The following is a 20,802-nucleotide window of genomic DNA, read 5'->3' on the forward strand; positions in this document are numbered from 1 at the left end:
AATTACCGATTTCTGTCCCACTCTCTTTTTCTTATTTATTCACGTTTTCCCATTTCCAGTTTTGAACTTCTGGAATGTCGTCTCCGTTTTCACGGATGTAGTCATGGTGGAAGGCGATTGTTTCATCCATTTGAGCTGCGAATTCAGCTGCTTCTGCTCCAAGAGCTGCATTAGCTGCATCTTGTGCCAAGTGGAAGCGATCCAACTCAGACATCACACGCATATCAAATGGTGTGGTGATATCCCCGTTTTCACGGTAACCATGCACGCGCAAGTTATGGTTGTGACGGTTGAAGAAGATATCACGGATCATGCCTTCGTAACCATGGAAGGCAAAGATAACTGGTTTATCAGTTGTGAAGACTTTGTCGAACTCTTCATCTGAAAGTCCACGCGCATCAACGGATGGGTGACGCAATTTCAAGATGTCGATAACGTTGACAAAGCGGATCTTCAATTCTGGGAAGGCTTTGTGCAAGATTGTAATAGCAGCAAGAGCTTCTAAGTTTGGCTCAGTACCTGCAGCTGCAATAACAAGATCTGGCTCTTCATCTGCTGAAACAGTTGATGCCCAATCGATCACCTTGTATCCTTCACGAACCAATTCTTCTGCTTCAGCTGCTGAGTAGAATTGAGGACGTGGGTGTTTAGAAGAAACGATCAAGTTGATCACATCTTCTCCCTTGAAGGCTTCATCCATTACCGCAAGCAAGCTATTGGTATCTGCTGGCAAGTACTCACGGATATATTCAGGAGTTTTCTCAGCCAAGTGAGTCAAGATACCTGGATCTTGGTGAGTGTAACCATTATGGTCTTGTTGGAAGACCGTTGAAGTTGCAATCAAGTTCAAGGCTGGGTAGTTTTTACGCCATGTTGTATGGGTCTTAGACTTACGCAACCATTTGAAGTGTTGAGTGATCATAGAATCCACAACACGAAGGAAGGATTCGTAAGAAGCGAAGAAGCCATGACGACCTGTCAAGACATATCCTTCAAGCATTCCTTCTGCTTGGTGCTCTGACAATTGAGAGTCAATGACACGACCAGCAGGGCTCAACGCTTCATCGTAGTCTGGTTTCATACGTCCTAACCATTGACGGCTTGTACGAGTGAAGACTTCTTGAAGACGGTTTGATTTGGTTTCGTCTGGACCGAAGATACGGAAGTTATCTGGGTTTGCATCTACTAAGTCTGCCGCATACTTACCAAATTCGATCATGTCTTGAGCCATGATTTCACCTGGTGTGTTGAATTGAAGGGCATGTTTCTTCCAATCAGCTGTGTTCATTGGTTTGATCACACCAGCATTTGTGATTGGGTTCATCGCCATGCGACGGTCACCTTTTGGTGCAATTTCAGCAATTTCAGGAACTAGCTTTCCAGTTTCGTCGAACAATTCAGCTGGACGGTAAGATTCCAACCATGAAAGAAGGGCATCGACATGCTCCATGTGGTGAGCATCTACTGGGATTGGAACTTGGTGAGCACGGAATCCACCCTCGATTGGTGTTCCTTCCCATGCTTTTGGACCAGTCCAACCTTTAGGAATACGAGCAATCAAGACAGGGTAAACTGGTTGAGTTGCTTCTTCAGCAGAACCTTTACGAGCTTCTGCTTGGACTTTCTTGATTTCTTCAATTGCTTCGTCCAATTTTTCAGCGAACAAAGCGTGGGCAGCTTCGTGGTCTTCTGAAATTGCAGTGACATTCGCAAAGATTGGTTTCCAACCAAGACCTTCAAAGAAGAGGGCCAATTCTTCGTCTGTTTTGCGCTCGAAGATGGTTGGGTTGTGGATCTTCCCACCATTGAGGTAGAAGATTGGAAGGATAGCACCATCGTTGACTGGGTTCAAGAAGGTATTTGACAACCAACCAGCCATCAATGGACCTGTTTCTCCTTCACCGTCACCGATAACTGTGGCAGCAATCACATCTGGATTATCCAATACAGCCCCTGCAGCGTGAGAAAGAGCATAACCAAGTTCTCCACCTTCGTGGATAGATCCTGGTGTTTCAGGCGCCGCGTGAGAAGCGATTCCTCCTGGGAATGAGAAGATCTTACACAAGTGTTTGAAACCTTCTTCATTTTGTGGGATGTTTGGATTCAATTCAGTATAAGAACCATCTAAGTAAGAGTTCGATACCATTACTTGTCCACCGTGACCTGGTCCTTCAATGTAGAACATATCCAAGTCGTATTTGTTGATGGTACGGTTCAAGTGAGCATAGATAAAGTTTTGCCCTGGAACAGTTCCCCAGTGTCCGATTGGGTGAGCCTTCAAGTCATTTTCAACGACTTCGCGCTTCAACAATGGGTTATCTTTCAAGTACATTTGAGCAGCTGAAATGTAGTTGGCTGCACGCCACCAAGCGTCTACTTTATCCAAGTAAGCTTTGCTGTTATAATCGACAGTCATCTTGTCTCCTCACAATTTCTAGACAGGTCTGTTGAATAACCTGTTCGTTTGATCAATAGTTTAAACAATCTGTTTTCAATCAAACAGATGATATTGAAGAAAATATTCAATATTACTTCTATTCTATCAAGAATTTCCCTTTTTGTACATCAGAAAGTAAGAAAAATATTCTTTGAACGTCAAATTTTAATTTCCCACTAAAGTGGTTCCATTCCCTACAGGGATACGTTTTAAAAAAAGACTTTGCTGATTTTTGCAAACCAGCAAAGTCCCAAATGAAATGGAGTCAGTTAAATGACTTTTTGACCTTTCTTGTAGACATCTGTCACGAGATTTGTCGCAAAGAAATAGAAGAGATAATCTAGATTTGGTGCGTCAAAGATGGTAATGTCGGCCTGTTTGCCAACATCGAAAGAGCCGATTGTTTTAGCACGATCAACTGAATAGGCCGCATTGATGGTCACTGCATTGAGAATTTCTACTGGAGTTAGGCGCATCATGAAGCAACCCAAGTGCATGGCAAACTGGAGATTGGCTGTTGGACAAGATCCTGGGTTGCTATCTGTTGTCAGGGTGATGGCCATGCCAGCGTCCAACATCTTACGAGCCGGTGCATAGGTATCTTCCATGAGGCTGAAGGTTGTAGCAGGCAAAAGATTTCCAATCACTTTTGCTGCAGCTAATTTTTGAATGCCTTCATCGGTAATCACCATCAAGTGTTCTGCACTAGTAGATTCCAATTCAGCCGCCACATCAACACCACCAATGGATTCGATCTCATCCGCATGAATCCGTAACTTGAAGCCCATCTCCTTAGCTTTAGAAAGAAGATAGCGAGATTCATCTGCTGTAAAGACACCTTTTTCACAGAAGATATCACAGAATTCAGCTAACTTTTCTTCCTTCACTTTTGGAAGCATTTGCTCAATGATGAGATCTAAATACTCTTGAGAACGGCCCTTATACTCTGTCGGGATCGCATGGGCTGCCATAAAGGTTGAAACCAGATCAATTTCATGGTCACGGTCCAAGGCAGCTACTACATCTAGTTGGCGTTTTTCTGTTTCCCAATCCAAACCATAGCCACTCTTAGCCTCAACGGTAGTCACCCCATGACGCAACATGTAATCCAACAGTCGTTTGGACTTGTCATAGAGATTTTCAAAAGAAGCTTCCCGTGTCGCCCGAACCGTGCTCAGAATTCCACCGCCTTGGGCGAGGATGTCTAAGTAAGAAACACCCGCTAATTTTTTCGCAAATTCATGCTCCCGACTGCCTCCATAGACCAAGTGGGTGTGGCAGTCAATCAAGCCAGGAGTCGCAACTTTTCCTTCACAGGATTTGACTTCCGTATGGTCATCGATCAGTTCTGGGTCTGGTTGACCTGTCCCAACTGCAAGAATCTTTCCATCTTTAATGGCAATATAAGCATCGGAAAGGATTTGCGCTTCTGCCATCTCTTTTCCATAGAGAGGATGGCCTAGATCATTCGGACAAAACAATTGATTAAAGTGGGTTAATAGGATATCAGCAGACATATGAAACATTCCTTTCTATTTCCATTGTTATTCATTTTACAATTCTACAGAAAAAGCGTCAAAAAAAAGTCAAAAAGTTTTTCCCTCATTTTTTTTTGCTTTATTAAAAATTATATTTTTTTTTGACTCTTTATTGACGTTTCTTCGATACAATAAAGAAAATATAAATTCACAGTCCAACTATAAGGAGGGTTCTGCTATGTCATTTATAGACGAGAAAGAAATTGCAGCTGCTATGTCTGTCAAACTTGACTTTGATGTCCTACCTGAAAAGGCGACTTTTCAAGAAGGCATCCGTCGTGCACCTGATAGAGGCTTCCGCTTAACGCAAGCTCAGACTGAAATTGCCCTTAAAAATGCTTTGCGTTACATTCCTAAAAAATTCCACCAAGAGTTGATCCCAGAATTTCTGGAAGAACTAAGAACTCGCGGTCGGATCTATGGCTATCGCTTCCGTCCAAAAGATCGCATCTATGGAAAACCAATCGATGAGTACAAAGGAAAATGCACTGCTGCTAAGGCTATGCAGGTCATGATCGACAACAACTTGAGCTTTGAAATTGCTCTTTATCCATATGAATTGGTCACTTATGGGGAAACAGGATCTGTCTGTGCCAACTGGATGCAATACAACTTGATCAAGAAATACTTGGAAGTCATGACAGAAGACCAAACCTTGGTGGTTGAATCGGGTCACCCTCTGGGTCTCTTCAAATCGAAACCAGAAGCTCCTCGTGTCGTCATTACCAACGGTCTCTTGATCGGTGAGTATGACAACATGCGCGACTGGGAAATCGCTGAAGAAATGGGAGTGACCAACTACGGTCAGATGACGGCTGGTGGCTGGATGTACATTGGTCCTCAAGGGATCGTTCACGGTACTTTCAACACCCTTCTCAATGCTGGTCGTCTCAAACTCGGTGTTCCTGATGACGGCGACTTGACCGGTAAACTCTTCATTTCATCTGGTCTCGGTGGAATGAGCGGAGCTCAAGGGAAAGCAGCTGAAATCGCAAAAGCGGTTGCCATCGTTGCAGAAGTGGACCGCTCTCGGATCGAAACTCGTCACTCTCAAGGCTGGATTAGCCAAGTGACCGACAGTGCTGAAGAAGCTGTGAAATTGGCTCAAGCAGCACTGGAAGCTGGTGAATCAACTTCGATTGCCTACCATGGTAATATCGTAGACTTGCTCGAATATGTCAACGAACACCAAGTCCATGTTCATCTCTTATCTGACCAAACCTCTTGTCACAACGTTTATGATGGTGGCTATTGCCCAGTTGGCATTAGCTTTGAAGAACGGACACGTTTGCTGGCAGAAGACAAAGAAACCTTCCGCCGTTTGGTTGATGAAACCTTGGCTCGTCACTTTGCAGTGATTAAAGCCTTGACAGCTAAAGGTACTTACTTCTTCGACTACGGTAATGCCTTCATGAAATCTGTTTACGACTCAGGCATCAAGGAAATTTCTAAGAATGGCTTGGATGACAAAGACGGCTTCATTTGGCCATCTTATGTAGAAGATATCATGGGACCTATGCTCTTTGACTATGGTTATGGTCCATTCCGTTGGGTCTGCCTCAGCGGTAAACACGAAGACTTGATTGCAACTGACCATGCAGCCATGGAAGCGATCGATCCAACTCGTCGCTACCAAGACCGCGACAACTACAACTGGATTCGCGATGCGGAAAAGAACCAACTGGTGGTTGGTACACAAGCACGTATCCTCTATCAAGATTGTATGGGCCGTGTCAACATTGCTTTGAAATTCAATGAACTCATTCGCCAAGGCAAGATCGGACCGGTCATGATCGGACGTGACCACCACGACGTATCTGGTACAGATGCTCCATTCCGTGAAACATCAAACATCAAAGATGGTTCGAACGTCACTTGTGACATGGCGGTTCAATGTTACGCTGGTAACGCTGCTCGCGGTATGAGTCTCGTCGCTCTCCACAACGGTGGTGGTACTGGTATTGGTAAAGCTATCAACGGTGGATTTGGTCTCGTCCTAGACGGTAGCCACCGGATCGATGAAATTATCAAGTCTGCCATTGCCTGGGACACTATGGGTGGGGTTGCTCGTCGGAACTGGGCACGGAATAACCATGCCATTGAAACAGCGATCGAGTACAACCGTCTCCATGCAGGAACAGACCACATCACCATTCCGTATCTGGCAGATGAAGATTTGGTCAAAGAAGCCGTTCAAAAATTGTTTTAACATCAAAAAATAAAAACTGAGAAAGGGGAGGAAAATGCAAAGACTCCTCCTCCCCAACTTCTCCTATAAAAAGAGGTAATCATATGGCAAAAATTGTTGAGTGTATTCCAAACTTCTCTGAAGGACGCAATCAAGCTGTGATCGACGGATTAGCAGCAACAGCAAAAAGTATTCCAGGTGTCACTTTACTAGACTACTCGTCTGACGCCAGTCACAACCGCAGCGTCTTTACACTCGTTGGGGATGAAGAAAGCATTCAAGAAGTGGCTTTCCAATTAGTGAAATACGCTTCTGAAAACATTGATATGACCAAGCACGAAGGCGAACACCCTCGTATGGGGGCAACAGACGTTTGTCCATTCGTTCCCGTTAAAGATATCACTACAGCTGAATGCGTTGAGATTGCTAATAAAGTGGCCGAACGCATCAATCGTGAATTAGGTATTCCAATCTTCCTTTACGAAGATGCTGCAACTCGCCCAGAACGGAAGAACTTGGCCAAAGTGCGTAAAGGACAATTTGAAGGAATGCCAGAAAAATTGTTGGAAGAAGACTGGAAGCCAGACTACGGTGAACGCAAGATTCACCCAACTGCAGGGGTTACAGCTGTCGGTGTCCGGATGCCACTCGTTGCTTTCAATATCAACCTTGATACAGACGACCTAGAGATTGCCAATAAGATTTCTAAAATCATTCGTGGATCAAGCGGTGGATACAAATACTGTAAAGCGATCGGTGTCATGCTAGAAGATCGCAACATCGCCCAAGTCTCCATCAACATGGTCAACTTGGAACAATTCCCATTGTATCGTGTTGTGGAAACCGTTCGTTTCGAAGCGCAACGCTATGGTGTTCGCATCATCGGAACAGAACTCATTGGACTGGCTCCTGCTAAGGCTTTGATCGACTCTGCTGAATACTACTTACAATTAGAAGACTTTGACTACAGCAAACAAGTCTTGGAAAATCACTTGTTGGGTTAGAAAGGGAGTTCTATGAAACTAGTTGACTTAAGTATTACGGAGTTTGCCAAGGTCCTTGGTTCGGATGCTCCAGCTCCAGGTGGTGGTTCTGCTGCTGCTCTATCTGCTGCGAATGGGATTTCCCTTACCAAAATGGTCTGTGAACTGACCATTGGAAAGAAAAAATACGCAGAATTTGAAGACCACATCAAAGGGGTTCATGAAAAAAGCGCTCACCTCCAAGACCAATTACTAGAAGCCATCGACAAAGATACAGAAGCTTTCAACGTTGTATCAGCAGTCTTTGATCTTCCAAAGGAAACGGAAGAAGAGAAAGCCGCTCGTCGTGAAGCCATGCAAAAAGCTTTGAAACATGCGACAGTATCTCCTTTCTCTATGATGGAGCTCATCGTTGAAGCGCTTGAAACAACAAAAGAAGCTGTTGGCAAGTCCAACACCAATGCGGCTAGTGACTTAGGGGTAGCTGCTCTGAATCTTAAAGCTGGTCTTCAGGGGGCTTGGCTCAATGTCCTGATCAACATTTCAGGAATCAAGGACCAAGACTTTGTCCAAGAATACCACGGTAAGGGACTCAAACTCCTCCAAACCGGTTCTGATCTTGCAGATAACATTTACCAAACCATTTTAGAAAGTCTATCTTAAACCTAGCAAATAAAAATAAAGAAAGAAGGGATTCTATGGTTTTATCGGATATTGAAATTGCCAATTCTGTCCAAATGAAGCCCATCACCGATATCGCTGCCGAACTTGGATTGACCGAAGACGATATTTCGCTCTACGGAAAATACAAGGCAAAAATTGATAGCAACCAACTGGAACAACTCAAGGATAAGGAAGATGGAAAGCTGATCCTCGTGACAGCCATCTCACCAACACCTGCTGGAGAAGGAAAGACAACCACCTCTGTTGGCTTGGTCGATGCTCTTTCAGCTATTGGTGAAAAAGCCGTCATTGCCCTGCGCGAACCTTCTCTTGGCCCTGTCTTTGGGATCAAGGGTGGAGCTGCCGGTGGCGGGTACGCCCAAGTGGTTCCAATGGAAGATATCAACCTTCACTTTACCGGAGACTTCCATGCCATTGGGATTGCCAACAACCTCCTTGCTGCTTTGATTGACAACCACATCCATCACGGCAATGAGTTGGGCATCGATTCTCGTCGCATCACATGGAAACGGGTGGTCGATATGAACGACCGTCAACTCCGTCATATTGTCGATGGTCTTCAAGGAAAAACAAACGGGGTTCCTCGTGAAGATGGCTTTGACATCACAGTGGCTTCTGAAATCATGGCCATTCTCTGTCTCTCTGAAAATATCCTTGATCTCAAAGAACGTCTTGATCGCATCATTATCGGGTACAACTACCAAGGACAACCGGTCACAGCCAAAGACCTCAAGGCTGGAGGGGCCATGGCAGCTGTCCTCAAAGATGCCATTCATCCGAACTTGGTGCAGACTTTAGAACATACTCCTGCTATTATCCACGGTGGACCATTTGCCAATATCGCTCATGGCTGTAACAGTGTGCTGGCTACTAAACTAGCCCTCAAATATGCAGACTATGTCGTGACAGAAGCTGGTTTTGGAGCAGACTTAGGCGCTGAAAAATTCATCGACATCAAGTGCCGTATGGCTGGACTCAAACCTGCTGCCGTTGTCCTCGTCGCAACCATCCGTGCCCTCAAAATGCATGGTGGGGTTGCCAAAGCGGACTTGGCTACTGAAAATGTCCAAGCCGTTATCGATGGTCTACCAAACCTAGACAAACACTTGGCCAACATCCAAGAAGTCTATGGCCTACCAGTGGTCGTTGCCATTAACAAATTCCCACTGGATACTGAGGCAGAGCTAGAAGCTGTCTATGAATCTTGTAAGAAACGTCACGTAGATGTCGTCATTTCAGATGTCTGGGCACATGGTGGGGCTGGTGGTCGTGACTTGGCTGAAAAAGTCATTCAACTGGCTCAAGAAGAAAACCACTTCTCTTATGTCTATGACGAAGAAGACAGCATTGAAACAAAATTGACCAAGATCGTCACAAAAGTCTATGGTGGTAAAGGCATCAGCTTAACACCAGCAGCCAAACGCGAACTGAAAGAATTGGAAGCTCTTGGCTTCTCAAACTACCCAATCTGTATGGCCAAAACCCAATACTCCTTCTCAGATGATGCGAAGAAGATGGGAGCACCTAAAGACTTCACTGTTAAAATCAGTAATCTCAAGGTAGCTGCCGGAGCTGGCTTTATCGTAGCTCTCACCGGTACCATTATGACCATGCCTGGCCTACCAAAAGCACCTGCCAGTGAAAAGATTGATATCGATGCCCACGGCAATATCACTGGTCTCTTTTAAGAAAGAAGGCGTCCTATGGTGACTCTCCTTCATCTTACCCCCGCAGATTATCAAATTTCTACTTGGTCCGGTGGCCAAACCACCCAACTCTTTCTCTCCCCAGAGGGAGGAAGCTATCCAGATCGGACATTTGACTTCCGCCTCTCCACTGCAACGGTAGAGGTTGAAAAAAGTAACTTTACCGATCTCACTGGCTACTACCGAATCTTGATGCCCTTGAATGCCTCCATTAGGCTCACCCATCACCATAAAGAAGTGGTTTTGAACCCATTTCAAAGCTACTTCTTTGATGGGGGAGATCCTGTATCTAGCCAAGGGACTTGTCAAGACTTTAATTTGATCTACAAACCTTCTTATCAGGGGCATATGAGTGCTATAACCCCAAAAGAGAGTGTCAAAAGTCAGAGTCGCTATCAATTGATCTATGCTCTCTGTCCGCTAACACTAAAATGGGGAACGAATCATTCTCAAATCCTCCAAACTCACGAGCTCCTGGTGATCGAACAACCATCTCCTCTTCAAGAGATGACAATCACGTTTTTACCCCATCAGTCTGGGGAGCAACCGATTGCTATCTGGACTGGACTACAATAATGTTCACAAAGGAGAAACATTATGAACGGAGCACATAAACAGTCGATTGAGGAACAAGAAAAAGCGAAATTCAGCTTTAGCGGTGCCACTCTTTACGGTATCAACGCCGTAATCGGATCTGGTATCTTCCTCCTTCCTCAAAAAATTTATTCTGGCCTCGGACCAGCTTCTCTAGCTGTCATGTTCGGGGTTGCCATTCTCGTCATGCTACTATCAGCCTGTCTGGCTGAAACAGCTGGCTACTTCGACAAAAACGGTGGAGCCATGCAATACTCAAAAGCCGCTTTCGGAGACTTCGTTGGCTTTAACGTTGGGATTCTCGGTTGGGCCGTTACTGTTATCGCTTGGGCTGCCATGTTAGCCGGATTTGCTAAGATCTTCATCATCACCTTCCCAGCATTTGAAGGCTACAACCTTCCGATCAGTATCGGTATGCTGATTCTCTTGAGTCTGATGAACATTGCCGGTCTGAAAACCTCTAAGATGTTTACTCTGACAGCTACTGTTGCAAAATTAATTCCAATTGTCCTCTTCTCACTCTTTGCCATCTTCTTCATTCCCGGTGGCGTGAGCAAGGGCAACTTCACACCTTTCCTTCAATTGGAAAGTGGAACAAACCTCTTCAGTTCTATTTCTAGTACAGCCGTCTACATCTTCTACGGTTTCATCGGATTTGAAACCATGTCTATCGTTGCAGGGGAAATGCGCAACCCTGAAAAGAACGTTCCCCGCGCTATTCTAGGTTCTATCAGTATTGTATCTGTTCTCTACATGTTGATCATCGCAGGAACAATCGCCATGCTTGGTGGTCGCATTATGCAAACTGGTGCACCAGTACAAGACGCATTTGTCGAAATGATTGGCCCTATCGGAGCTCCACTCGTTTCTTACGGAGCCCTCATTTCAATCGCCGGTCTAAACATCGGTGAATCCATCATGGTCCCTCGTTTTGGTGCCGCATTAGCAACTGAAAAACTCTTGCCAGAAGGGCTTGGAAAAACAAACTCTAAGAATGCCCCTGTCATTGCCATTATCATTTCTGGTATCTTCGCCTTCTTACTCTTGTTATCTGGCTCTTTCGAAACATTAGCAACCTTCAGTGTTGTCTTCCGTTTCTTCCAATACATTCCAACTGCTTTGGCAGCCATCAAACTCAGAAAAATGTACCCAGACAAAAAGGTTACCTTCCGAGTACCATTTGGTCCTGTTATCCCAGTTCTAGCTGTTGTGATCAGTATCTTGATGATTGCAGGGGACAACCTAATGAACTTTGTTTGGGGTGCCATCGGTCTCGTGATCGCAAGTGGACTCTACTTTGTTTTCCACGGCGATAAACTACATAAATCGAAAACCCTTCCTCACTAATTTTCTTTACACACTAGATGGGAACAGAGACGGGAGTGAAGCTCGGTTTTGCTCCCTAACCCATCTAGGACTCCACGAATGTCAAACCTGAGCCCTTTTCTCTATGACTCCTTTCAATTTTTTTAGATCAATAGACAATGGGCCCATGTTTGGTATTCAAACCGAAGTAAACAACACTACTTCCACAGAACAACTATTCATAATCGGAGGTTTTATATGACTCAATTGATTCATTTAGATGGTAATAGCTTAACACTCGAAGAAGTCATCGCTGTCGCTCGGCACGGTGCCCAATGTGAGCTTGATGAACAAGCCAAAGAAGCCGTTATCGCATCCCGTAAAATCGTTGATGACATTGTCCGGGAAAAACGAGTCGTCTATGGTGTAACCACTGGCTTTGGTTCCCTCTGTAATGTCAGCATCTCTCCAGAAGATACTGTTCAACTGCAAGAAAACCTGATTCGAACTCACTCATCTGGCTTCGGTGATCCACTTCCTGAAGATGCCGTTCGTGCCATCATGCTGATCCGTATTAACTCACTATTGAAAGGTTATTCTGGCATTCGTCTGTCAACCGTTGAAAAACTGTTAGAATTGCTCAACAAAGGAGTCACTCCTTATATCCCTGAAAAAGGCTCTCTCGGAGCTTCTGGAGACCTTGCTCCTCTTTCTCATATGGTTTTACCAATGTTGGGTCTTGGACGTGCCTATTACAAAGGAGAACTTCTCAGTGGTCAAGAAGCCCTAGATCGTGCTGGAATTGAAAAGATCCAATTAGCTGCCAAAGAAGGGCTTGCCTTGATCAACGGTACAACCGTCCTAACGGGTATCGGTGCTCTTGCGACTTATGATGGTATCCAATTGCTCAAACTCTCTGATATCGCTGGTGCTCTCTCAATGGAAGTTCACAATGGAATTACCAGTCCATTCGAAGAAGACCTTCATACCATCCGCCCACAAAGTGGACAATTGGCAACTGCTCGCAACATCCGTAACCTTCTTGAAGGAAGCAAGAATACCACTGTTGCGACTCAACAACGGGTCCAAGATCCTTATACACTTCGCTGTATCCCTCAAATTCATGGGGCCAGCAAGGATTCTATTGCTTACGTAAAAGAAAAAGTTGAAATCGAAATCAACTCTGTCACAGATAACCCAATCATTACCAAAGAAGGACACGTCATCTCAGGAGGTAACTTCCACGGTGAACCAATGGCGCAACCATTTGACTTCTTAGGCATTGCCCTTTCTGAAATTGGGAATGTATCCGAACGTCGGGTGGAACGCTTGGTCAACAGCCAACTCAGTAAATTACCATCCTTCTTGGTCAAACACCCTGGACTCAACTCAGGCTTCATGATTACCCAGTATGCTTGTGCATCCCTTGCATCGGAAAATAAAATTTTGGCTCACCCTGCTAGTGTCGATTCTATTCCATCTTGTGAAAACCAAGAAGATTTCGTCAGCATGGGAACGACTGCCGCTCGTAAAGCAGCAGAAATTCTTAAAAACTCACGTCGCATCGTTGCTACTGAAATCATGGCAGCCTGCCAAGCCTTAGATCTCAAACCAGAAAATCATGAACTTGGTAAAGGGACAAAACCAGCTTATGAGCTGATTCGTCAAAAACTGAACTTCATTGAATTTGACAAAGATATCGAAATCTTTGAAGAACTCAATAAAGCATCTGCTGTTGTCGAAAGCGAAGAATTCTTAGCAACCATCGAAAAAGCAGTTGACTTAAGCATTCAATACTGATACAGTAAGAATAAAGCAAAACAGAGGCTGGCGATCTTCTCAGCCTCTGCCTGCTTTCAGAAAAATAAGGGAGGCGACAAGCTTGCTCACAAACTACTATCCAATGACCTACAGCTACTACCAAGGTAGCATCGAGGACAATCCCTACACGGCCAAATGGGGAATGGTCACCAAATTTTTAGACCTAAACGACGAGACCCTCACTCCATTTGAGGGTATGACCTTTGGGATCATCGGCTTTAAGAGCGACAAAGGAGTCTATATCAATAATGGGCGTGTAGGAGCAGTCGAGGGTCCTACAGCCATCCGTTCTCAAATCGCTAAACTTCCATGGCACTGGGGAACCAATGTGACAGTGTATGATGTGGGAAATATTGACGGGCCCAACCATTCACTAGAAGAACTCCAAGAAAGTCTCTCACAAGCGATCCAGCGCATGTACCAATTAGGGATCCAACCTATTGTCCTAGGAGGCGGTCACGGAACTGCGTACGGCCACTATCTAGGGATTCAATCCAGTTTAGAAAAAGATGAACAACTGGCTGTGATCAATCTGGATGCCCACTTTGATTTGCGGCCATACGACCAAACCGGTCCCAATTCTGGAACAGGATTTCGTCAAATGGCTGATCATGCTAAAGAAAAAGGTCAGGACTTCCCTTACCTCATCCTTGGGATCCAAGAGCACAATAACAACCTCTTCCTCTTTAATTATGTCGCTAAAACACCAAGCATTGATTTCTTAACAGGGCAAGACCTCTTCCAGATGAGCCACCAAGCCATTCTGGATCGAATCGATCAATTTTTAGAAAACCAAACCGCGATCTATCTGTCTATTGATATGGATTGCTTTGCGGTCGGCTCTGCTCCTGGTGTTAGCGCCATCCAATCATTGGGTGTCGATCCCAAACTGGCCCTTCTGCTTCTCCAACACATTGCTGCTAGTGGTAAGCTAATCGGATTTGATGTCGTGGAAGTTTCTCCTCCTCATGACATTGACAACCATACTTCAAACCTTGCTGCGACCTTTATCTTTTACTTGACCCAAATATTGGCGCAACAAAAACTGAACTAAGAAGATTTCTACACACATAAAAAGCATAGAAACACCCATTGCTTGGGTATTTCTATGCTTTTTTCATTTTCGCCTGAAAGGAGGCATGGCCTCTTAGCCTTCTCTTATGATTTAGATAAGAGACACTACAGGTCTTTTAATTTCTTAAGAAACTGACGATCTCTGTATGGATTCAAGTGTTGCTCTGCCACCTTTTTGTAGTAATTTTTATCTTCTTTTAAGAAGGTGCTCAGGGCAGGAGCGAGCTCTATTCCTTTCTCCTTTTGATCAGATAAGTAAGCTAATAGATAATGAACCATCCCCTTATCCCGTGAATTGGCAGATTGTTTCATCGTCCTTTCTTTTCGAGCCAGATAAGCCGCAACCTTCTCCTGATCCCCTTGCTGGCAAGCAATTAAAGATTGGTAAAATTCGAGCAACTCTTCCTTCCAAGGGAAGCGAACACTGGACAAAATCTTCTGAGCTTTGTCAAAACAACGGCGAGCTTGGATCAAATCTCCCTTCCAATAATAGGCGATCCCAAGATCAATATCAAAGACGACACGGACGGAATCAACAGCCTGATCTCCCACCAAACGCAGAACCTCTTCTAAGTGGGTGACAGCTACTTGGAAATGGCCTCTCACTTGCTCGATTTCAGCGAGGTAGGCCAAAGAAGCCGCAATTTGAATGGCATACTTGGCCTGCATGCTATTGGTCAAACTAAAGCAATCAATGGAGCGATACAGATGCCGGGTCGCCTGCTCCTCATCCCCAACCATCAGGTGATACAAGCCCTTCAAACGCAACTGAATCGCGATGACCTCATGATTATTAGCTTGGATGGCATCTTCCAAAGCTAAATCTGTATAATAGGCCATCTCAGAGATATTTTCCGTTTGAATGCAATAATAAATGATTTGCCGATAACCCTCTAAGAGGAAGTCTGACTGTTTGAGTTCCCGCGCATAGGAGATGACTTTTTGGATATCATGAATCCCCTTTTGATACTCCCCACTTCGAATAAAATAGCGACCTTCTAGGTACAAGTAACGCAGTTGTAAATGCTTGTATTCTCTATCTCTTTGGTGCCTTGAAAAGAGATTATCTAATTCTTGGCGTATACGGGATAGCTCTCCAAAAATGTCCAAACGGCTATTTGTACCATCTGATAGGAACCCCTCATCTACCTTGGAATAAATCGGAAACAGTTCATGCTCCAGCTGAAGGATTTCTTCTAAATAGGTCAACTCAAACGATAAGGAACGCAAAAGATTTTGGGATCGCTTATATTGGTAGGCAATTTCCTTATAAAGAAGAAGGTCCGTCGAATCTTCTAAGCTTTCTTCCAATTTTTGCGCAATTTGTTGGTGGAAGAGCCGCCGTCTAGCTGGCGAAAGAAGATGGTAAAAGTACATGGCTACCAATTGCTTGCAGAATTGAACCATAAGAGACTCTCCTTCTTCTACGATTGAGACGATCGCTCTTTCAGATAAAGGCTCGATTAATTCTGTCAAAACAGGAAGCTCTGTAGCCGTCAATTCTGCCAAGATAGACAGAGAAATTGGCTTATGAAAACACGATAGGTAGTGTAGAAGAGCCTCTTCCTCACTGCTCATATCCCCAAGTTCCTGAGAAAGATAAGCTTGAATGATATCAGGCAAGGGTTCTAAATTTTCATTTTCTTTCCACTCTTCGATATAGCTGGACAGCAAGAACGGACTGCCTTCACTCCATTCGACCATCTGCTCCATCACTGCCGGCTCTATTGCCCCCAGTTCCCCTTTCAAGAGAGCACGACTTTCACTTGGGGCAAAATTGGTCAACTCTAGTTGAGACAGCCTTTTCTCTACCTTCAAGCTCCCCAAGAAGTTGACGAAGGAAGCTGGCAGAGGCTCTTCAGCTGTAAAAATTAGTTGCCATTTCTCCTGGTTTCTTCTCTCCTCTAGTTGTTTCACTTTTTCTAGAGACACTGCATCGATCCACTGGGCGTTTTCAAGCAGGATTAGGAGCGGTTTTTCTTTGCTAAGGCCTTGAAGCTGATTCCATACCGAAATGAGATCATCCTCCTCTTCCAGAAATGAAATCCCCATCTCATCCCCCAGTTTCTCTAGCGCTTGTCTGAGATCATTCCAGCTGCTTCCTTCGTAGCGTTGACTAGTAGCTCTTCCTTCCACCTTGATAAAATTAAAACTGCGATTGGACATCAAGACCAACTGCCGCAAGAGACGTTTCTTACCTGTTCCAGATTGCCCCATCACGAGAAAAGGACCTACCGCCTCACCCGTCTCGACTAAGGAAAGGTATTCCTCGAGCTGCGAGAGTTCTTGTTTCCGACCAAAGAAAGGAAGTTCATGGATATTCAAGCGATGACTCAGTTTATGAGTTCGTTTGGCTTCCAAAACGGAGTGATAAAGTTCCTCAATTGCTCGACTGGGACGCACACTAAGCTCGCGATCCAATAAATCGACTAGCTTATAATAGGTCTCAAAAAATTTTCCTAGCTGATGATGGAAGCTATAATACTCCATCAAGAGCTGGTAGTTTTTCTCTTCAAATTCATCCAACTCTACCAAATGATGGAGCAAGAGTTCTATACTAGAGTCTCCGAAACCGACCTTTTCAATTTTTTGATAGCAGCTTTCGACATAGAGCTTCCTATAAGCATCTCGTTTGCGAGAAGCCCACTGATCAAAGTCTTCATCATCCTTGACATAGAAGCCCTCTAAAAAGTCTCCCCGATAAAGATCCAAGGCACTTAGTGGATCTCTTTCAAAGAGTTTGACATCCAAAGAAAGGCTCAAATCAGGATTAAGGGCCAAACTGCTCCGACTTGGAGAGACAATGATATCTCCTTCAAAGATTTTATTGGCTTGGTAAACCGTATTCCGTAAGTTTTTGCGAGCTACTTGGTTTTCCTTATCTCCCCAAAGGATACCGGCTATTTCATCACGGTTGACTTGGCCCATGACCGCTAAATAATAAAGCAAGGCCTCCATCTTCGAAAAAGAAAACCGAATATCTTTCTGATTGAAAACAACCTTAGGGGGTCCAAATAACTTTAACGTGAGATCTTTCTTCATTGCAAGCGCCTCCAAAATCGTCTTAGTTATACTATAAAAAAAAAGTTGGCTTTTAGCAAGTGATTTATCCAAATAAAAAGAGATTGAGAACGATTCTTTCTCAATCTCTACACTTCCTACTAAAAGTGTTGATTAATTCACTTCAAAATTCGTTTGATGATCAAATAACGCCTTTGTTGCTTGGTAGACGTGGTAAGCGACATCTTCATTGTTCATGGTGTAAAGGTGGACTCCAGCCACATCTTGAGTAACCAAATCAACAATTTGATCAACTGCATAAGCCAAACCAGCTGCGCGAAGAGACTCTGGATCATGCTCATACTTGTCCAGAATGGCTTTAAACTTCCGTGGGATATGAACATTTTCACAAGTCTTAAGGAGACGAAGAGCCTGATTACGGTTGAGAATCGGCATCACTCCTGCATGAATAGGAACATCGATCCCAGCCAAGGTACACTTATCCTGAAAATCATAGAAACGCTCATTGTCAAAGAAAAGTTGAGTAACCAAGCTAGAGCACCCTGCATCTACCTTCTTTTTAAGATTTTGAATATCTGAAATTTGGTTGGGAGAATCTGGGTGTCCCTCAGGATAGCAAGCACCAATCACCTCAAAATGGGGCGCTTCTGTTTTGATAAATTCAATCAGATCCGTTGCATAACGAAAGTCTTTTAAAGGTTCCACACCAGGGATAATATCCCCACGCAGAGCCAAAATCCGATGAACCCCTACTTCATCTAACTCATGAAGAGTATCGGCCACTTTTTCCTTGCTCAAATAGACGGCTGGCAAGTGAGCAATCGTCGGAATAGACAATTCATTTTGAATGTAATTGGCTAAAGCAACCGTCGTCTCTTTGATATTGTATTTATTATTGCTAGCGGTCACACTAATAAAGTGAGGAGCTAGCTCCTGCATATTTGCCAAAGCACGTAAGAGTTTGGCATTGCCTACTTCAGGATTTGGAGGAAAAACTTCAAATGACAGAGACGGTGTGTGTTGTGACATATTCTATCCTTTTCTTTTGTTTCTTTGATCAAGAACTCTGAGCCACTATTTCTAAGATAAGGGAACGATTCGAAAACCCTCTACACGATGATAGAAGGTCCTCGAAACATTTCTTACAAGTGTTCACGCGCTTCTTTAGCAGCATTAACGAGTTTGATCAAGCTTTCTTTTGTTTCTTTAATTCCACGAGTCTTCAAACCACAGTCAGGGTTGATCCAAACTTTGCCACTTGGTACTTTTGCCAAGATTGCTTCGATGGTATGATCAATTTCACCGTCTTGTGGGACACGTGGTGAGTGGATATCGTAAACCCCAGGTCCAACTTCTGTTTGGAAGTTTTTTGCTTTCAACTCATCCAAGATTTCAAGGTTTGAACGGCTTGCCTCAAATGAGATGACGTCAGCATCCAAGTTGTCGATAGCTGGGATGATATCTGTAAATTCTGAGTAACACATGTGAGTGTGGATTTGGGTGTCTGGTGCTACAGTTGAGTGTACCAAACGGAAGGCTGGAATCGCCCAGTCAAGGTAGTCTTCGTACCAGTCGCTACGACGGAGTGGCAATTTTTCACGAAGAGCAGCCTCGTCGATTTGGATGATCTTCACGCCTGCAGCTTCAAGGTCAAGAACTTCATCCTTGATGGCAAGAGCGATTTGAAGAGTAGAATCCTTGATAGAGATGTCTTCACGTGGGAATGACCAGTTAAGAATGGTAACAGGTCCAGTCAACATCCCTTTAACAGGTTTGTCTGTACGGCTTTGTGCGTAGCTAGACCATTTCACAGTGATTGGGTTGAGACGAGTCACATCTCCCCAGATGATTGGTGGTTTCACCCCACGCATACCGTATGATTGTACCCAACCGTTTTTAGAGAAGAGGTAACCAGACAAGTTTTGACCGAAGTACTCAACCATATCGTTCCGCTCGAATTCACCGTGTACAAGTACGTCAAATCCAACTTCTTCTTGCCATTTGATCCATTCGTCGATCGTTTCAGCAAGGAAGGCATCGTATTCTTCTTGTGTCAATTCACCCTTACGGAAGGCCAAACGTTTGGCACGTACTTCCTTAGTTTGAGGGAATGAACCGATGGTAGTTGTTGGAAGTGCTGGAAGCTTGAAGGCTTCTTTTTGGATTTCTTCACGTTCTGCGAAAGCTGGCAAACGAGTGTAGTCTGCTTCTGTCAAAGCTGCGATACGAGCATGAAGTTCAGCATTTGCTCCAACGCGTTCTGTTGCAAAGAGTTCTTTGTTGGCAGCAAGAGCTTCTGCCCCTTGACCATTGCGGATGGCATCCAAGTCACGCAATTCACCCAATTTTTCAACTGCAAAGGCGAAGTGGTTCAAAATAGCTGGTTCAAAATCTTCGTTAGCCGTTGTAAATGGCACATGAAGAAGGGAGCAAGAAGTCGTCAAGACAACCTTTTCAGCTGGAACTTGATCCAAGATTTCCAAACTCTTTTCATAGTTGTTGCGCCAGATGTTTTTCCCATTCACAATACCTGCATAAAGGGTCTTATCAGCTGGGAAGCCACCTTTAACGAGTTCAAGTGTTTTCTTGCCTTCAACAAAGTCAAGACCAATACCATCTACTGGCAAGTTCACAAGATCATTGTAGACATCACGAACATCACCAAAGTAAGTTTGGATCAAGACTTCAAGGCCTTTCTTGTCAGCCAAGAGTTTGTTGTAGAGGTTCAAGAAGAGAGCTTTTTCTTCAGCTGACAAATCTTTGACAAGAGCTGGCTCATCGAGTTGAATACGAGTCGCACCAAGCTCAGCCAATTTGGCAAAGACTTCTTGGTAAGCAGCAACCAAGCTGTCGACGAAGTCTTCAGCTTTCACACCATCTTCAAAGTCAGATAATTGAAGGAAAGTGAATGGTCCAACCACTACTGGACGAGTGTTGATCCCCAATTCTTTGGCTTCTTGGTACTCATCAAAAATCTTGTGACCAGCCAATTTCACTTCTGTCGCTTTTTCAAATTTAGGAACGATGTAATGGTAGTTGGTGTTAAACCATTTTTTCATTGGAAGGGCACGGACATCCCCTTTTTCACCTTGGTAACCACGCGCCAAAGCGAAGTATTGTTCAAGGTCTGTCAAATCCAAGTTTTGAACAGATGCAGGCACGACGTTGAAAAGGAAGGCCGCATCAAGGAAATTGTCGTAGTGTGAGAAGTCATTTGAAGGAATCTCTGAGATGCCTTGTTCTTTAACAATGTTCCAGTGTTTTGCGCGCAAGTCTTTAGCAGCTACCAAGAGCTCGTCTGCTGAGATTTCTTTTCTAAAGTATTTTTCAGTTGTAAATTTTAATTCACGGAATTCACCCAAACGTGGGAAACCGATAATTGTAGTTGACATGTTGTGTCCTCCAAAAATTCTAATTGACACTATCATATCAGAAGATAGCCGTCTTGTAT

Annotated in this window: 13 protein-coding genes; 8 read left to right on the plus strand and 5 right to left on the minus strand. The window is 44.2% G+C overall.

Annotation, left to right across the window (positions count from 1 at the left end):
- Positions 1-31: 31 nt before the first annotated feature.
- Together HMPREF2918_RS09675 and hutI are read right to left on the minus strand one after the other, a co-directional pair.
- Positions 32-2,416 (minus strand): phosphoketolase family protein, encoded by a 2,385-nt coding sequence (locus HMPREF2918_RS09675; protein WP_070595436.1) that lies wholly within the window; start codon positions 2,414-2,416, stop codon positions 32-34.
- A gap of 290 nt (positions 2,417-2,706) precedes the next feature.
- Entirely contained in the window at positions 2,707-3,954 is a 1,248-nt protein-coding gene (gene hutI / locus HMPREF2918_RS09680) for an imidazolonepropionase (RefSeq protein WP_070595438.1), read from the minus strand.
- 199 nt (positions 3,955-4,153) lie between these two features.
- On the opposite strand from hutI, the gene HMPREF2918_RS09685 reads away from it, so the two are divergent.
- The 8 genes from HMPREF2918_RS09685 to hutG all read left to right on the plus strand — a co-directional run bounded on the left by HMPREF2918_RS09685 (position 4,154) and on the right by hutG (position 14,310).
- Entirely contained in the window at positions 4,154-6,184 is a 2,031-nt protein-coding gene (locus tag HMPREF2918_RS09685; protein ID WP_049490357.1) for a urocanate hydratase, read from the plus strand.
- An 83-nt stretch (positions 6,185-6,267) separates the two neighbouring features.
- Positions 6,268-7,167: a glutamate formimidoyltransferase gene (gene ftcD, locus HMPREF2918_RS09690; RefSeq protein ID WP_003008641.1), complete on the plus strand. Its 900-nt coding sequence runs from the start codon at positions 6,268-6,270 to the stop codon at positions 7,165-7,167.
- 12 nt (positions 7,168-7,179) lie between these two features.
- Positions 7,180-7,809: a cyclodeaminase/cyclohydrolase family protein gene (locus HMPREF2918_RS09695; protein ID WP_003018741.1), complete on the plus strand. Its 630-nt coding sequence runs from the start codon at positions 7,180-7,182 to the stop codon at positions 7,807-7,809.
- A 35-nt stretch (positions 7,810-7,844) separates the two neighbouring features.
- On the plus strand, positions 7,845-9,518 hold the full coding sequence (locus HMPREF2918_RS09700) for a formate--tetrahydrofolate ligase (protein WP_070449929.1): 1,674 nt from the start codon (positions 7,845-7,847) through the stop codon (positions 9,516-9,518).
- A 15-nt stretch (positions 9,519-9,533) separates the two neighbouring features.
- Positions 9,534-10,112, plus strand: coding sequence for a HutD/Ves family protein (locus HMPREF2918_RS09705; protein ID WP_070595440.1), 579 nt, complete (start codon positions 9,534-9,536; stop codon positions 10,110-10,112).
- A 21-nt stretch (positions 10,113-10,133) separates the two neighbouring features.
- Positions 10,134-11,477 carry an APC family permease gene (locus HMPREF2918_RS09710; protein ID WP_049471849.1) on the plus strand — a complete coding sequence of 448 codons (1,344 nt, stop codon included), beginning with the start codon at positions 10,134-10,136 and terminating at the stop codon, positions 11,475-11,477.
- 216 nt (positions 11,478-11,693) lie between these two features.
- Complete coding sequence (hutH, locus tag HMPREF2918_RS09715; RefSeq protein ID WP_070595442.1) at positions 11,694-13,235, plus strand: histidine ammonia-lyase; 1,542 nt, start codon at positions 11,694-11,696, stop codon at positions 13,233-13,235.
- Positions 13,236-13,317: 82 nt separating this feature from the next.
- The gene (gene hutG, locus HMPREF2918_RS09720) at positions 13,318-14,310 is read left to right on the plus strand and encodes a formimidoylglutamase (RefSeq protein ID WP_024054987.1); all 993 of its coding nucleotides are present in this window, start codon (positions 13,318-13,320) and stop codon (positions 14,308-14,310) included.
- Between the two features lie 125 nt (positions 14,311-14,435).
- On the opposite strand, the gene HMPREF2918_RS09725 is transcribed toward hutG, so the two are convergent.
- From HMPREF2918_RS09725 to metE, 3 genes are all read right to left on the minus strand, one after another.
- Entirely contained in the window at positions 14,436-17,372 is a 2,937-nt protein-coding gene (locus HMPREF2918_RS09725) for an ATP-binding protein (protein ID WP_070595444.1), read from the minus strand.
- 132 nt (positions 17,373-17,504) lie between these two features.
- Positions 17,505-18,380: a methylenetetrahydrofolate reductase [NAD(P)H] gene (gene metF / locus HMPREF2918_RS09730; RefSeq protein ID WP_070595445.1), complete on the minus strand. Its 876-nt coding sequence runs from the start codon at positions 18,378-18,380 to the stop codon at positions 17,505-17,507.
- Between the two features lie 113 nt (positions 18,381-18,493).
- Complete coding sequence (metE, locus tag HMPREF2918_RS09735; protein ID WP_070588691.1) at positions 18,494-20,743, minus strand: 5-methyltetrahydropteroyltriglutamate--homocysteine S-methyltransferase; 2,250 nt, start codon at positions 20,741-20,743, stop codon at positions 18,494-18,496.
- Positions 20,744-20,802: the final 59 nt, after the last annotated feature.

The sequence above is a fragment of the Streptococcus sp. HMSC065C01 genome (assembly GCF_001813525.1).
Classification (GTDB): domain Bacteria; phylum Bacillota; class Bacilli; order Lactobacillales; family Streptococcaceae; genus Streptococcus; species Streptococcus parasanguinis_V.

Coding starts and splice junctions, on each gene's coding strand:
- hutH (WP_070595442.1), top strand. CDS start 11,694: ATGACTCAATTGATTCATTTAGATGGTAATAGCTTAACACTCGAAGAA.
- ftcD (WP_003008641.1), top strand. CDS start 6,268: ATGGCAAAAATTGTTGAGTGTATTCCAAACTTCTCTGAAGGACGCAAT.
- HMPREF2918_RS09700 (WP_070449929.1), top strand. CDS start 7,845: ATGGTTTTATCGGATATTGAAATTGCCAATTCTGTCCAAATGAAGCCC.
- HMPREF2918_RS09705 (WP_070595440.1), top strand. CDS start 9,534: ATGGTGACTCTCCTTCATCTTACCCCCGCAGATTATCAAATTTCTACT.
- HMPREF2918_RS09685 (WP_049490357.1), top strand. CDS start 4,154: ATGTCATTTATAGACGAGAAAGAAATTGCAGCTGCTATGTCTGTCAAA.
- metF (WP_070595445.1), bottom strand. CDS start 18,380: ATGTCACAACACACACCGTCTCTGTCATTTGAAGTTTTTCCTCCAAAT.
- HMPREF2918_RS09695 (WP_003018741.1), top strand. CDS start 7,180: ATGAAACTAGTTGACTTAAGTATTACGGAGTTTGCCAAGGTCCTTGGT.
- HMPREF2918_RS09725 (WP_070595444.1), bottom strand. CDS start 17,372: ATGAAGAAAGATCTCACGTTAAAGTTATTTGGACCCCCTAAGGTTGTT.
- hutI (WP_070595438.1), bottom strand. CDS start 3,954: ATGTCTGCTGATATCCTATTAACCCACTTTAATCAATTGTTTTGTCCG.
- HMPREF2918_RS09710 (WP_049471849.1), top strand. CDS start 10,134: ATGAACGGAGCACATAAACAGTCGATTGAGGAACAAGAAAAAGCGAAA.
- HMPREF2918_RS09675 (WP_070595436.1), bottom strand. CDS start 2,416: ATGACTGTCGATTATAACAGCAAAGCTTACTTGGATAAAGTAGACGCT.
- metE (WP_070588691.1), bottom strand. CDS start 20,743: ATGTCAACTACAATTATCGGTTTCCCACGTTTGGGTGAATTCCGTGAA.